We start from the raw sequence: 13,377 nt of genomic DNA on the forward strand, positions 1-13,377 counted from the left end.
TAGAATTGATTAGTCGATTTCACCTTCGAGATCAGCTTCGATCTCTTCCAGCAGGTTACGGGTTTCGCTGGTGAAGTTGTTCCATCCGCGGGCAAAATCACCCTTAAAGTCTTTCCAGCCTGCTTCCATATTGTTTCCAACGCGCTTCATGCGGGCTTCCAGGTTCTCGGATGCTTTTTCCAGTTCGTTGTATTCCTCCTGAAGCTCAGCTTTTGCCTCGGCAGAAGCACCTTCCATTTCAGCCTCGATTGCTTCAAGGCGTTGGTCAAGGTTGTCCTTCGCACGGGACATCTCGGCGGCCAGCTCATTGCTTTCTTCGCGAATTTCGGCACTGACGTTGGCCAGGGCGTTCTCCGTCTCGGCCACCATTTCTTCGGCCTCCTGCTCCATCGCACTTCCGTCAGCGCAGCTGGTAAAGGTGATCAGGCTAATGAGACTAAGGAACATAAAAACATTTCGAAAATTCATAATTGCGTGTTTTTGAGTTTTGGTAATGGGTCATTGTCGCACGAAGGCGAAATGATTTAGTTGTAGTGTGCGGGGTCTTCCTGTGGTTGGTTTTCGGAAGACTCCTCTCTATTTTTTCCATTCATCCGGGAGGCCAGCATGGCGGAAAGTTTTTCTCCTCCCTTGATCCCGAAATCGAGCGTTCTGATCGGGAACGGAATCATGATATCGTGTTCGTTATAGGCCTCTACGATCGCCATGATCGCCTTACTACGGGCGGCCAGAAAATCACCCTGAGCCAGCTGTTCAGGGGTTAGCCAGAAACGTAGAGAGTAGTTAATGGAACTGCCACCAAACTCCTCGAATACGAGGTCTACTGGTTTATCAGTATCGTGAGGCACTTGGTCCTTGATGGCGGCTACGGTAATCTTTTCTACCTTCTTCAGGTCGTCTCCGTAACTGACGCCACAGGCAATATCTACCCGCCGGCGATTAAGCTTATTGTAATTCTTGATCGGGCTTTGGGCAACCGTTTTATTGGGGATAAGGACCTCCTGGCCCTGAAAGGTTTCCAGGGCGGTATGACGGAGCGTAATCTGTCTTACTTTTCCGAAGTATCCGTCTATTTCAACGATGTCTCCCGGAGAAAATAGGTGCCTTACGGTCAAGATAACACCACTAAAGAAATTGAGGATAGGATCCTGAAACGCCAAACCAACGGCCAGACCAACTACCCCGGCACCCGCCAGAAGGGACTTCACCGTTCCATCAAGTTCCAGTACGGAGAGCACCAGAAAAAGAAAGAGTAATCCGAGCGCAACGGTCAGTGCGCTACTGAGTAGGTTAGCCAAAATTTTATCCTTGACCAGTTTAGCCCCTAAGCGATCAAAGTACTTTTTGGTCATCCGGGTTACTACCATCCCGACCAGAGCCACCAGGATGCCGACAAGAAGGTTAGGCAGGAGTTGAAGAAACCCCGTCCACCAATTCTTCAGTTCGTCGAAAAGTGGCTGAAAATCTAATGTTAGTCCAAATACCTCAAAGAGTACCATATTCGCTGTTTGCTTTTGTTATTGTAGCACCACTTTCGTTTCCTTTGTTCGGTATCCGTTCACTGTCTGATCGCAAAAATCACCACCTACCCTCCGTCCTATGCCACACTACTTCCTCGTCAATAAGCCCTACGGAATGCTGAGTCAATTTACCCGGGAGGCCGATCATCATGCGGTACTGGGGGACCTCCATGCCTTTCCCAAAGGCGTTTATCCGGTGGGAAGGCTGGACCGCGATAGTGAAGGGTTACTCATACTGACGGATGACTCCAGCCTGAACGCCAGACTCTTGCACCCGAAGCACCACCACCCAAGAACCTACTGGGTCCAAGTAGAGGGAGAGCCTACTTCATCGGCCCTCCAACAGCTTGAAGCGGGCGTGACCATTAAATTGAAAAAGAAACGGTGGACGTGCGCAGAAACGAGGGTAGCTCCCCTACCCTCCACCACCTTCCAGTCTATTCCCGAAAGGCAGCCACCCGTCCGCTATAGAAAAACCGTACCCGATAGTTGGTGGTCCATTACCCTGACGGAAGGGAAAAACCGTCAGGTCAGAAAAATGTGGGCTCAGGTTGGATTTCCCGTCCTGCGACTCATCAGGTTTTCCATCGAAGACCTGACCCTGCAGGACCTTGACGAAGCCCCGGTTCGGGAGGTAAAGCGGGAGTTTCTGTTCTCGAAACTGAACCTCAACCTTGCTTAAATTTTGAACATTCCACGAATTCAATTATTTAATAATTCGGAATGCAGTTTTAAACGAATAATCAGGCGCTCACCATCATGGAGTTTTTCCGGAGAAAATTAGAGCAATCAGCGTTTGGGGTCTGTGCGTGGCTTGCCGATCGCATGGGCATCCCCCGAAGCAGGGTGAGGATGTACTTCATTTATCTCTCCTGTCTTTCCCTGGGGTCATCCCTCCTCTTCTATTTCTTTGCCGCCTTCTGGCTAAACGTCAGGAACTACATGCGGGAAGGACGCCAGCGCCTTTTGGGATAATGTCCATCGTAACTTCTTTTTTCGGGCAACCGAAGATGGAATATATTTGGTCATGCGCATACTGTCCCTTTTCCTTCTCCTCTTTCTTGTTTGTTTATTCTCCGGATGCTCGGAAGCTCCCCACGATGAGCGCACCGATGTAGCGGCAGCGGAAGAATGGGCTCCGGATACCGGCACGGTTCCGGGGCGATGGTCGCCGGACCGGATTGCCCAGTACGTATCGGAGCGGCCCTGGGTAGTTGGCGCAAATTACAATAACCGGGGAGCCATCAATCAACTGGAGATGTGGCAGGCGACCAGCTTTGATACGGCCCAGATCAACGAAGAACTTGGCTGGGCGGCCAGCATTGGTATGAATTCCATGCGAGTTTACCTACACAATCTGCTCTGGGAGCAGGACAGCCTGGGGTTCCTTGATCGCATGGAAACATACCTAACGATCGCCGATCGGCACGGAATATCCACCACCTTTGTTCTCTTTGACTCCGTTTGGAACCCGGAAAGCAGCACCGGGCCGCAACCGGCTCCGATTCCGCACACCCACAATTCGGGCTGGGTGCAGAGTCCTCCCGAGCGGCAACTCACCCTCGATCAGGAGCACTTCCCGACCTTCAGGACCTACGTTCAGGGCGTCCTGAACCACTTTCGTGAGGATGAGCGCATTTATGCCTGGGACCTCTACAACGAACCTGACAACCATAACTTTGGCAAATTTGCCGAGGAGCAGGTCTCCGATAAGGAACAACGGGTTTTTCCCCTCCTGCGGGCAAGCTACGAATGGGCGCGCAAGGTTGCGCCCAGCCAGCCACTAACCACCGGAGTCTGGTTTGGGGATCTGTTTCACGGCGATGGGAGCCTGAACACCTTCAACACCTTCCAGCTGAATAATTCCGATGTTATTAGCTACCACTTCTACGGAAGCGGGGAGGCCCATGCCGACTTTCTACCCCGGATTGAGGAATACCAGCGCCCCCTACTGTGCACGGAGTACATGGCCCGAACCAACGGCTCCACCTTTGCCAATACCCTGCCGTTGCTGGCCGAACGTAATATCGGCGCCTACAACTGGGGCCTGGTGTCGGGAAAGTCACAGACCATCTACCCCTGGGTAAGTTGGGACTCCACCTTCGTCGCCGAACCTCATCGCTGGTTTCATGACGTTTTTCACCCCGACGGGACACCTTATGATCCAGCGGAGGCCACGTTGATTAGTGCACTGAGCACCGAAAAGAACGACAAACAGCAGAATTAATCCAGCACCTGCAGTTTGGCAAACCGCAGCATGATCCGTTTCTCCGGCTGGGCAAGATCACTGAAGTGAATGGTGGCGATCCGGTTATCTGCACCTCCGTCAACCTTGGTTACTTTCCCTTCGCCAAACTTGAGGTGCAGCACTTTCCTCCCGACTTCAATTTCGTCGATCGGGCTGGGCTTAAAGGAAGCGGGGTCCACCACCGGCTTGGCGAAGCGGGCCGTGCCCTTGCTCCTAACCGGAGTAATGCCCGTCACCCGGGCCCGCTGGCGGGCTAGGGGATCAAATTCGTGGTCGGCGGACCGACGACTGTAGCTGGTATTCTCCACGGCATTCGCCGGAATTTCCGCCAGGAACCTGCTGGGCTCGTTCATGGTCATCTTCCCGAAGCGGTAGCGGGTGTTCGCGTAGGTGATGGTCAGGAACTCTTTGGCGCGGGTGATCGCTACGTAGAACAACCGACGTTCCTCGTCAAGACCGTCCATCGTATCCATACTCATCCAACTGGGGAAGAGCTTTTCCTCCAGGCCGGCCACGAAAACCGAGCGGTATTCCAGCCCCTTGGCGGCGTGTACCGACATCATTGTCACCACGTCGGTACTGTTTTCGTTCTCGTTATCGAAGTCGGTCAACAGGGCGATGTTCTGGAGGTAGGTGGCCAGACTCTTGTCCGGTAGCGTATCGGTATCAATTAAGGTGTCTTCCTCCACGAAGGACTGGATACCGTCCAGTAGCGACTGCAGGTTTTCCTGCCGCCCCATCCCCTCAATCGATACGTCCTTACGGAGATTGTCCACCAGGCCGGACCGCTTGGCGATGAAGTCCGCCAGTTCGAAAGCATCGGCCTTGTCGATTTTTGCCCGTGACTTTTCAATCAGATCAATAAAGCCATCGGCGGCATGTCGGGTGCGGTTGGGCAGGGCGGTATGCTTCAGGGCCTCAAACAGGGAAAGACTCTGCTGGCGGGCCAAGTCAATGACTTTCCCGACACTCGTTTGCCCGATTCCCCGCTTGGGGTAATTGATGACCCGGCGAAAGGCTTCCTCGTCGTTGGGGTTAACCACCAGGCGGAGGTAGGCCACGAGGTCCTTTACTTCTTTACGCTGGTAAAAGCTCAGACCTCCGTACACGCGGTAAGGAATGCCGTGATGCCGGAGCCGTTCCTCAAAAATCCGCGACTGGGCGTTGGTCCGGTAGAGAATGGCAATTTCACCGTTCTGTAGGTGGTAGCGGTTCTTCTGTTCCAGAATAGTATCGGCTACTCTCCTACCCTCCTCGTTATCATCCACGCAGCGGATGACCTTGATTTTCTGCCCGTCTCCCCGGTCGCTCCAGATCTTCTTCTGAATTTGCCGCCGGTTGTGGCTGATCACGGCGTTCGCGGCCGAAACAATGTTCTCCGTACTCCGGTAGTTCTGTTCCAGTTTGAAGGTCTGAATACCGAATTCCGCAAAGTCCTGCTCGAAATCCAGGATGTTCTGGATCGTGGCCCCGCGGAAGGCGTAGATCGACTGGGCGTCGTCGCCCACCACGCAGATGTTGCGGGGGCTGTTGGGATACATGACCAATCGCTTGACGATGGCGTACTGCAGCGTGTTGGTGTCCTGAAACTCATCCACCAGAACGTAGCGGAATTTTTTCCGGTACTTGTCCACCACTTCAGGATGGTTCTGGAAGAGTTCGTAGAGGCGAAAGAGCAGGTCATCAAAATCCATGGCGCCCGCCTGCTTGCACCTGGCCACGTAGGTGGTGTAGATCCGGTGCACCAGCGGCATCTTGGCCTGCTTATCCTGGGCGAGCAACTCTTCGTTTTTCTCGTAGACCTTGGGCGTGATCAGGCTGCTCTTGGCCGAAGAGATGCGGTTCTTGATGGCGTTGGCCTGATAGACGTTTTTGTCCAGGGACATCTCCCGGATGATTTGCCCCACCAGGCTTTTGGAGTCGTCGGAGTCGTAAATCGTGAAATTGCTGGGGTAGCCGATGTGCTCGGCCTCTACCCGCAGAATTCTGGCAAACAGGGAGTGAAAAGTGCCGGCCCAGATGCGGGTTGCCCGGGGTCCCACTACCTTTTCGATCCGTTCCTTCATCTCCCGGGCGGCCTTGTTGGTGAAGGTCAGCGCCAGAATCTCCCAGGGAGCAGCCCCCTGTTCGATGAGGTGCGCAATCCGGTAGGTGAGGACCCTGGTTTTTCCGGAACCAGGCCCGGCCACCACCAGGACGGGGCCTTCCGTTGCCTTCACCGCGGCCCGCTGAACGTCATTGAGTTCATCGAGGTAGTGCGGTGGCCGGGGCGCGGAAGAATGGGACATGAAGTACTAAAATTGACTAGCTGCCAAGATACTACCGAAGGCAAGATTAGCCCCGAAAAACCACAAAATATTTCATTTTTTTTCTTATCCCCAAAAATGTACTGCGGCTAACGGGATGAGCTTAACGCTTATTTTCAGGTATTGGGCAACGGAGTGCAGGTGCCACGTTTGCACCCGGTGCCCGCTTGGCACCCGCACGCCGTGCCCTCCTGCTTCTGCTGCTACGCCCCGTATCTTGTCCTGGGAACACCAGGGGCTACCGCAGGATCACCCGCCGGGTCACCTGATCTTCCCCCACCAGCAGGCGAACCAGATAGATGCCGGGGGCCTGGTCGCTCAGGTCGATGCCCGGGGAGGAATTGATCATCTCAAATTCCGGAGCGTGATAAATAAGCCTGCCGGTAATGTCAAAAACGCTCACCCCGTCAACCTCGAGGCTTCCCGGGTTGATCCGCAGTATCCCCGGACTGGGGTTGGGAAAGAGCGTAAAATCAATGGCGGGGGTGATGCCCCCCTCCAGGCATTCGTTGAGCTTGAGGAAGAAGCGGTCGTAGGGCATTTCCTCCACTCCTTCGCTGATGGCGCCGCTGACCCGGTTTCCGTTCACCTTAACCGACTGAACGGCGCAAAAGGTAACGCTCCGAAAGGGAAAGGCACCCTCCACGGATCCCTCCCGCCCCCAGGGCGGGGAATCCGTGTTGTCCAGAATAAGGATGTAGGAATCGGCGCCCCGGTAGTTTCCTTCCCAGTCGCGGCAGTTTGCGCCGTCCTGGAGCGGCAGGGTGAATCGTTGTCCCGGCAGCATGGTTCCGAAAAAGACCTTCTCAATCCGGATGTCAATCATGGGCTGGTTCCGGAGTTGGTCGTTGTTGATCACCCGGTAGTTGAAGGAGGTAACCTCCACCAGATTTACCCCCCGGTCGGGATCCCAGTCCCGGAAGCCCGACAGGGTTTCACAGAAAGTTCTCGGACCAAAACAGCTACAGGCCATGGCCTGGCCATAACCGAAAGCAAAGAGAGCTAGCAAAAGCAGGTAACGCATGGTGATCGGGGTTTACTATTAGACGGAAACCCGGGACCATTACGTTGGTGGGAGTCCCGATTATTCGCTGGTGGGGAGATCTTCCTCGGGGTCAACGGGCCGCCAGTCCCCGTTGAGCCGCAGGGTTTTCTCGATGACGTCGCGCACGCAGCCTTCTCCACCCCGGGCCCCACTGATGTAGGCCGACAGGGAAAGAATCTCCGGACAGGCATCCTTGGGACAGGTAGGAAAGCCCACGAGGCGCATCAGTTCGTAGTCGGGCATATCGTCGCCCATGTACAGCACCTCCTCGTCCTTCAGGTCGTGGATCATCAGGTATTCCTGATAGGCTTCCACCTTGTCGTGAATACCGTAATAGACATCGGTAACGCCCAGGCCGCGCAGGCGGGAGACGACTCCCTGACTCTTGCCGCCGGTGATGATGCACACCCGGTAGCCCGTATCCAGGGCGCGTTTGATGGCGTATCCATCCCGAACGTTCATCTGGCGCAATAACTGGCCGTTCTCCATAATCAGGAGTTGGGAGTTGGTCAGCACGCCATCGACGTCCAGAATGAAGGTGGAGATTTCGGCGAAGCGTTCGAGTTCGTTCATGGCGTAAAGGGTTCCTTACTGGTTATCCCGCCATTCGTAGACCCACTTGGCCTGAATTTGCTCCAGGTGTTCTTCGGTGGAACCTTCGCGGGTTCCCTGGAAGTTGGGGATTTCCAGAATCCATTCCAGTAAATCCGTAAACCGGATGCGGTAAATTTTCCCTTCGGTGAACTCATCACCGAACCGGTCGTAGAGCGCCATGGCGATGTCTTCATGGTCGGCCCAGTTGATGGGAAAATCGTCGAAATCTTTAAAGCTCATGCTGAAAGTATAAGGTAGCGATCAGATTATCGGAACCGGGGCGGGGCCGCCCCTACCGCATTAGTGTTCGTGACCAATGATCTGTCGTTGGTCGGGAATTTTTACTTCAATGACCGCATCCTCGTCCAGGATGACGGCCTGACAGCCCAGGCGGCTTTCGATGGTGGGGTTGATGGCCCGGTCGATGAAGTCTTCTTCCTTGTCACTGATTTCCTCCAGTGAGTCATCGCCGCTGAGGACGTATACGTGACAGGTACTGCAGGCGCACACCTCCCCACAGTTGTGGTTCAGGTGAATACCGTTTTCCTCGGTCACCTCCAGAATACTCATGTCCACCGGGACGTCTTCCACCGTCTTGGGGGCAATATTCTTGTCTTCAAAGGTAAACTTGACAGTTGCCATTTTTTGCTTGAATTAGGGGGTCTTGCATTGCAAATGCACGAAGGGGGGAATTGGTTGAGGGAGGGATGCACAATGCCCTTTTGGCCAGGCCCAAACTTAGTATCCGTCATTCCACAAAATAGAAAGCCGCCACCGGGAAACCCAGTGACGGCTTTAATAGTAGCGGGGGTAGGACTCGAACCTACGACCTTCGGGTTATGAGCCCGACGAGCTACCAACTGCTCCACCCCGCGATGTTAATTTTTTGTGACCCTCCGTTGAGGGGCTGCAAAGATATATACAATTCTGAAACCGCAAAAGTTCTGTTGAAAAAAGGCAAAAATTAATCTTCCGCCTCCGGTGCCAGCTGAACTTTCAGTCCGTCGAGATGCTCGGTGATCCGAAGCTGGCAGCCCAACCGGGAATTATCTTCCACAAAAAAGGCCTGGTCCAGCATGTCTTCCTCGTCGTCGCCCATTTCGGGGAGCTCGTTATCCGACAGTACGTAGCAGTGGCAGGTGCTGCACAGCGCCATCCCACCACAGGTTCCCTTCACCGGCAGTTCGTAGGACTTACAAACTTCCATCAGGTTCATGTTCATGTCGGTCGGTGCCTCCAGTTCGTGGGCTTCTCCCTGACGATCCACCACGGTGATGATAACGTTACCGTCTTCGGTCATGATTTCAGCATTTTGCGGGCGAAGATAGCCCAAACAACGCGACATTAACGTCACCGGGGATGGGAGGGTTGACCCCATGGTCCACCACAAAAAAGCGCCGGGCCGTAGAAAAAGACCATCTGATGACGATCACACTTCTCCCGGCGGGTCCGGCGCGGAAATGAAAGGCTTGGGAGTTGCCGGCCGGCAACTCCCAAGCCTCCTTCCCATTATCGGCGATAGTATTCATTCCTGCGGGCACGCTCCCGGACAAAGGCGCGCTTACGTCCCGTGCGGCGGTCCCGCAGCACCAGTTCATCCCGATCATTGTAGACAATCTCGTAGCGCACGACGTCCTGGCCGCGGCCCCGGCCAAGGCCCCGTCCGGGAGGCGGGCAGGTGTTGCGGTTACGGCCGTAGCCGTTGCCCCGGGCAACGCCCCGGTCGAGGGACAGGTTAAGCCAACCCCGGCGATAATCGACGTCCCACCGGCCACTGAACAACAGATCCTGGGATCTGCGGGACCGCCCGGCCCGAACTTCTTCAAAATATCCGTCCCGATCCAGGATCAGGGTACTTCTTCTCGGTTGGCGACTGGGATCGATCAATCCGCCACTTCGGCCAATGCTGGTCTCCAGCCATACCCCCGCCAGGCGGGGTGCCCGGGCGCGCTGCGCCTCGGCGGTGTCCGTAAACAGGAGGAGGAAAAGGATCAATAGGGAATAACGCATGAGGGTTGGTTTGTTACCCTAAAGGACAGGACCAACCACCGTTTCGGCCTAAGCAAACCGCCTATTTAGTGGGAGTTTAACTAGGGTTAAGACCCTTAACAGCCTCCTAACAAAATTCGCTAACCTAATGACTTACAGCAATTAATGGCAAAACCTACTGCCTCGGAATCAGGTAAAGAGTTTCCTGCCGGCCATCGATGTAGCGGAAGCTTTCTCCGTCCCAGAAACCGTCTTCTTCCATCATCATGCGAATATCTTTCCCCCATTCTTCGATGTACACCCGGGTATTGAGTTCGATGCTGTAGGCCGTGTTCGGGAAAAGCGGATAGTCTCCCTTTCCGGACACCCCACCCTGTTGGTCCCACAGACCGATCGTGGGGCCCGCGGCGTGGCCGTGGTAACCGATCGGGTGCGTATAGATCGTGGGGCGTAGCCCCGCGGCCTTGCCGGCGGCCAGCGCTCGTTTGAGAATGTCGTTACCACTACGGCCGTTGGCGTACTGGTCGGTCAGGATGTCCATAATCTGCATCCCCTGTCGCTGGGCCTCCTTCAGATAATCGGGTAGCTCCGTTTCCCCGGGGCGCAGGACGTAGGCGTTGTGCTGGGTATCCGTATTCAGGCCGCAGTAGGTGATGCCAAAATCACAGTGCAGCAGGTCACCGTGGTGAATGACGGTAGCTCCCGGCCGGCCACTGAAGGCGTACAGTTCACCGGATTCGGCCCGCTGTACGTCCACGGTGGGGTGAAACCAGATGCCGAGCCCCAGGGCACGAACCCGCTCCCGCATGTACCAGACCACTTCGTCCGTGCTGGTCACTCCGGGCACGATCACTTTCTCGCTGAAGGCTTCCTCGATGATGGTGTGGGCTACTTGCATCACGTGCTGGTAGACCTCCATTTCCTCGGGGATGCGGGTTTCCAGCCAGCCGATGGCCAGGCGTTCTCCCGAAACGATGCGGTCGGCGTATTTCGCGGGAAGGCTTTCCCGCAGCTTTTCGTAGTGGTAGGCGCTGATGCCGTCGGCCAGGCCAAAGTCTACGCTACGGTTAACGGCAATTTTTCCCGGATCCCGTTCCGCGATGATTTCCGCCAGCCGGGCCCACTGATCGGGCTGGGCCTCCTTGTCCCATGCCTTTTTGAATACATCGCCGACGTCGTAGCGGGCGCAGGCCAGCGTCTCCACGGGGCCTTCCCCGTCGTCGTAAATCACTAGCATGGTCGTGCGGCGCGCGCCCATCCACTTGCTGGGCAGCATGGTTTCCAGCACGGGATCCTCGTTGTATTCCCGGCTGATGAGCAGCCACATATCAATGCCTTCGCGCCGCATCAGGGCGGGCAATACCGTTTCCGCCCGTCGTTGCAGCCAGGCATCCTCCAGGGCTCCCTGTTGCTCCAGAGATAGAATTTTGGGCATTTCAGATTGGGCGAGGACGCAGGTGCCGGGTACCGCCAGGAGTGCCATCAACAGCAGAAAGCAGAGGGTATTTTTCATGGCGCCAAAGTACACATTCACCGGAAATTCCGGTCGAGATGCTCCGCACCGAGCCATTACAGCATCGGATACTCCTACCTTTTCCGGGCACAAAATCCCGTCAAACTGAATTTCTGAAACACCCGGCTCTGCTCCAAAAAGCTTTGCACCTGCCACCGGCCAAAATGTTGATCCACCCATCTCCGGTCGAGATGCTCCGCATCGAGCCAAAACCCAGCGTTGGAATGCTTCCATCTTCGCCGGATAAATCCGGCGCTACCGCAAGTGGTATTGACAACCCACCGGGCCCCTAATCCATGATGCCCGCCAGCGTTTCCCGAAGCTCAGTAACCGCAACGGGCTGAAATTCAAGATCCACGATGTCCTCATCGGCGATTGCCACGTACTGCTCGGCGAGCTGAAGTTGCCCTTCGGAGACCCGAATGGCCACCACCCGGTAGCCCAGACCGCGGGGGATGCCCCCACGGTTCCAGAGATCATCGTCACCCGCGTTGTAGGCCAGCACGGAATTTCTGCCGTCGGGAATCAGCATGAGGTTAGTTTCCCGACCTGATCCACCCGCGCGGGCCAGCACCTCAATGGGGTCGTCCTCGCTGGTGTAGATGTCGATGTTGGTCCACCCCAGTTCCGTGATGGCAAAGAAGTAACGGGAGGCCGTTCCGGCGTTCAGGTTACTGGCCATAACGCGCTCCAAATGAGCCGTGTACGCCGCCTTGCGCTCATCGGCCCACGCCTTCCGGGCAGCTTTCTGTTCGGCAATGCGTTCGGCGTTGCTGTCTTCCACCTTTTTGGCGATGCGCTCCCACTCCGTCCGGAAGGCGACCTCGTAGACCTCCAGGTCCGCCTCATACACTTCCATTTTGACGGCGTACTCCGCCCGCGCTTTTTCCGTGCGTACTTTCCAATCCTGGTAGGCCTTTACCTGCTTACGGTAAGTATCCTGCCGCATGGCGGATTTTTCCGCATTTTTTGCCGCAATTTTCTTTTTGTTACCGAAGATTTTGGCCAGTCCCCGGGGCCGATAATACACCTTATCGGGGTCCGGAGCCTCCGGCATGGCCCGGCGCCCCGGAAGCTGCAGCACGGGTTGTTCGGGCTTGGGATTAGCAACCTTCCAGGGCTTCATCAGTGGACGAACGAGATCATCTACGGACACTACCGGAGGGGGTAGCCGGAAGGAAAAAAGGTCATCAAAGGCCGAGCGTACTCCGTTAGGTGTTTCTTCCCAATCAGTGGGTGCTCCGGTAGCCTCATCATGATTGCGCCCGGAGAAGATGCGCATTTGTTCGTTGAAGTTATCGGTGGGCGTCATGGCCCGGATGGTCTGGCCCTCGGCCAGACGCAGGGCGCGCCCATTCTCGTCGATCGCCGTAATTTTTACCATCCCTCCGGATTCCAACAGGCGGTCACCGGCCGTAGTGGTCAGGCCCGCAATGAGGAAATCCTCCATCGCGTAGGTTTCCACCAGTTCCAGGGTAACCGGACCCGCAGGAGCGTTACCGTTTTCATCAACGAAAGCATTGGGTTCCAGCAGGAAAAATCCTCCCTGCTCCCCACTGATCGTTTGGAGTACCGTAGGATCGATCTCCATCCGCTGCTTCTGAGCTTCCCGGACGGTTGTCATGGCGGCCGCGGTGCTTTCCCAGGGGGTGTAGGATACCCGAATGTCTACCCGACGATCCTGCCGCAAATCCGCTTCCGCCCAGCTTCCCCGCCGGGCCTGCTGCTCGCCAAAGGATCGAACTTCCCAGCCTTCGGAGGTCAGTCCCTGCGTTTGGAGGTATGCTTGTACGCTACCCGCCCGGCGTTCGGCCAGCCGGGCGTTGTAGTCCGTAGCCCCACGCTCATCGGCGTGCGCTTCCAGTACCAGCGAATACGTAGCGTAGGAACGCAATTGTTCGGCCAGTTCGTCGATGGCGACGCGGGCCTCCGTATCCAGCTCATCCACGTCGGTGGCAAAGTATACCGCGTGTTGGAAGGTAATAGTTGGAGCCTCCTGGGCAGTTAACGGGAGCAATAGGCCACAGCAGGCCATGAGTAGAAGTATACGGTGCATCTTGGGTGTTTTTTACTTGAACTTTAGCTAAGGGCTCCTTAGTGTTGCACCAAAAAGCCTTAACGATAGGGTTTGATTATAAGGATGCTCGCCGGGCTCGACCTGA

General features: G+C 55.7%; 14 protein-coding genes and 1 tRNA gene. 3 read left to right on the forward strand and 12 right to left on the reverse strand.

Annotation, left to right across the window (positions count from 1 at the left end; genetic code table 11):
* Positions 1-9: 9 nt before the first annotated feature.
* On the reverse strand, positions 10-468 hold the full coding sequence (locus tag E1J53_RS08095) for a hypothetical protein (RefSeq protein WP_134272299.1): 459 nt from the start codon (positions 466-468) through the stop codon (positions 10-12).
* 56 nt (positions 469-524) lie between these two features.
* Positions 525-1,499, reverse strand: coding sequence for a mechanosensitive ion channel family protein (locus E1J53_RS08100; protein ID WP_134272298.1), 975 nt, complete (start codon positions 1,497-1,499; stop codon positions 525-527).
* A 100-nt stretch (positions 1,500-1,599) separates the two neighbouring features.
* Here E1J53_RS08100 and E1J53_RS08105 point away from each other — a divergent pair, with 100 nt between their 5' ends.
* The 3 genes from E1J53_RS08105 to E1J53_RS08115 all read left to right on the forward strand — a co-directional run bounded on the left by E1J53_RS08105 (position 1,600) and on the right by E1J53_RS08115 (position 3,747).
* Positions 1,600-2,202, forward strand: coding sequence for a pseudouridine synthase (locus E1J53_RS08105; protein ID WP_134272297.1), 603 nt, complete (start codon positions 1,600-1,602; stop codon positions 2,200-2,202).
* Positions 2,203-2,279: 77 nt separating this feature from the next.
* Complete coding sequence (locus E1J53_RS08110; RefSeq protein ID WP_134272296.1) at positions 2,280-2,495, forward strand: PspC domain-containing protein; 216 nt, start codon at positions 2,280-2,282, stop codon at positions 2,493-2,495.
* 52 nt (positions 2,496-2,547) lie between these two features.
* Positions 2,548-3,747 carry a 1,4-beta-xylanase gene (locus tag E1J53_RS08115; protein WP_134272295.1) on the forward strand — a complete coding sequence of 400 codons (1,200 nt, stop codon included), beginning with the start codon at positions 2,548-2,550 and terminating at the stop codon, positions 3,745-3,747.
* On the opposite strand, the gene E1J53_RS08120 is transcribed toward E1J53_RS08115, so the two are convergent.
* From E1J53_RS08120 to E1J53_RS08165, 10 genes are all read right to left on the reverse strand, one after another.
* Entirely contained in the window at positions 3,744-6,056 is a 2,313-nt protein-coding gene (locus E1J53_RS08120) for an ATP-dependent helicase (RefSeq protein ID WP_134272294.1), read from the reverse strand. The two genes, E1J53_RS08115 and E1J53_RS08120, sit on opposite strands and share 4 nt — an antisense overlap.
* Before the next feature lie 256 nt (positions 6,057-6,312).
* Positions 6,313-7,098, reverse strand: a complete 786-nt coding sequence (locus tag E1J53_RS08125; protein ID WP_134272293.1) for a T9SS type A sorting domain-containing protein — start codon at positions 7,096-7,098, stop codon at positions 6,313-6,315.
* Positions 7,099-7,158: 60 nt separating this feature from the next.
* Positions 7,159-7,692, reverse strand: coding sequence for an HAD family hydrolase (locus E1J53_RS08130; protein WP_134272292.1), 534 nt, complete (start codon positions 7,690-7,692; stop codon positions 7,159-7,161).
* A gap of 15 nt (positions 7,693-7,707) precedes the next feature.
* Complete coding sequence (gene iscX, locus E1J53_RS08135; RefSeq protein ID WP_134272291.1) at positions 7,708-7,953, reverse strand: Fe-S cluster assembly protein IscX; 246 nt, start codon at positions 7,951-7,953, stop codon at positions 7,708-7,710.
* A gap of 60 nt (positions 7,954-8,013) precedes the next feature.
* Positions 8,014-8,355 (reverse strand): 2Fe-2S iron-sulfur cluster-binding protein, encoded by a 342-nt coding sequence (locus tag E1J53_RS08140; RefSeq protein WP_134272290.1) that lies wholly within the window; start codon positions 8,353-8,355, stop codon positions 8,014-8,016.
* A gap of 160 nt (positions 8,356-8,515) precedes the next feature.
* Positions 8,516-8,588, reverse strand: a tRNA-Met gene (locus tag E1J53_RS08145).
* Positions 8,589-8,677: 89 nt separating this feature from the next.
* Positions 8,678-9,013 (reverse strand): 2Fe-2S iron-sulfur cluster-binding protein, encoded by a 336-nt coding sequence (locus tag E1J53_RS08150; protein ID WP_134272289.1) that lies wholly within the window; start codon positions 9,011-9,013, stop codon positions 8,678-8,680.
* A gap of 209 nt (positions 9,014-9,222) precedes the next feature.
* On the reverse strand, positions 9,223-9,723 hold the full coding sequence (locus E1J53_RS08155) for a hypothetical protein (protein WP_134272288.1): 501 nt from the start codon (positions 9,721-9,723) through the stop codon (positions 9,223-9,225).
* Positions 9,724-9,877: 154 nt separating this feature from the next.
* On the reverse strand, positions 9,878-11,215 hold the full coding sequence (locus E1J53_RS08160) for a M24 family metallopeptidase (protein WP_134272287.1): 1,338 nt from the start codon (positions 11,213-11,215) through the stop codon (positions 9,878-9,880).
* Positions 11,216-11,504: 289 nt separating this feature from the next.
* Positions 11,505-13,271, reverse strand: a complete 1,767-nt coding sequence (locus E1J53_RS08165) for an OmpA family protein (protein ID WP_134272286.1) — start codon at positions 13,269-13,271, stop codon at positions 11,505-11,507.
* Between the last annotated feature and the right edge of the window lie 106 nt (positions 13,272-13,377).

The organism is Lewinella sp. W8, assembly GCF_004375085.3.
In the GTDB taxonomy this organism is placed as follows: domain Bacteria; phylum Bacteroidota; class Bacteroidia; order Chitinophagales; family Saprospiraceae; genus Neolewinella.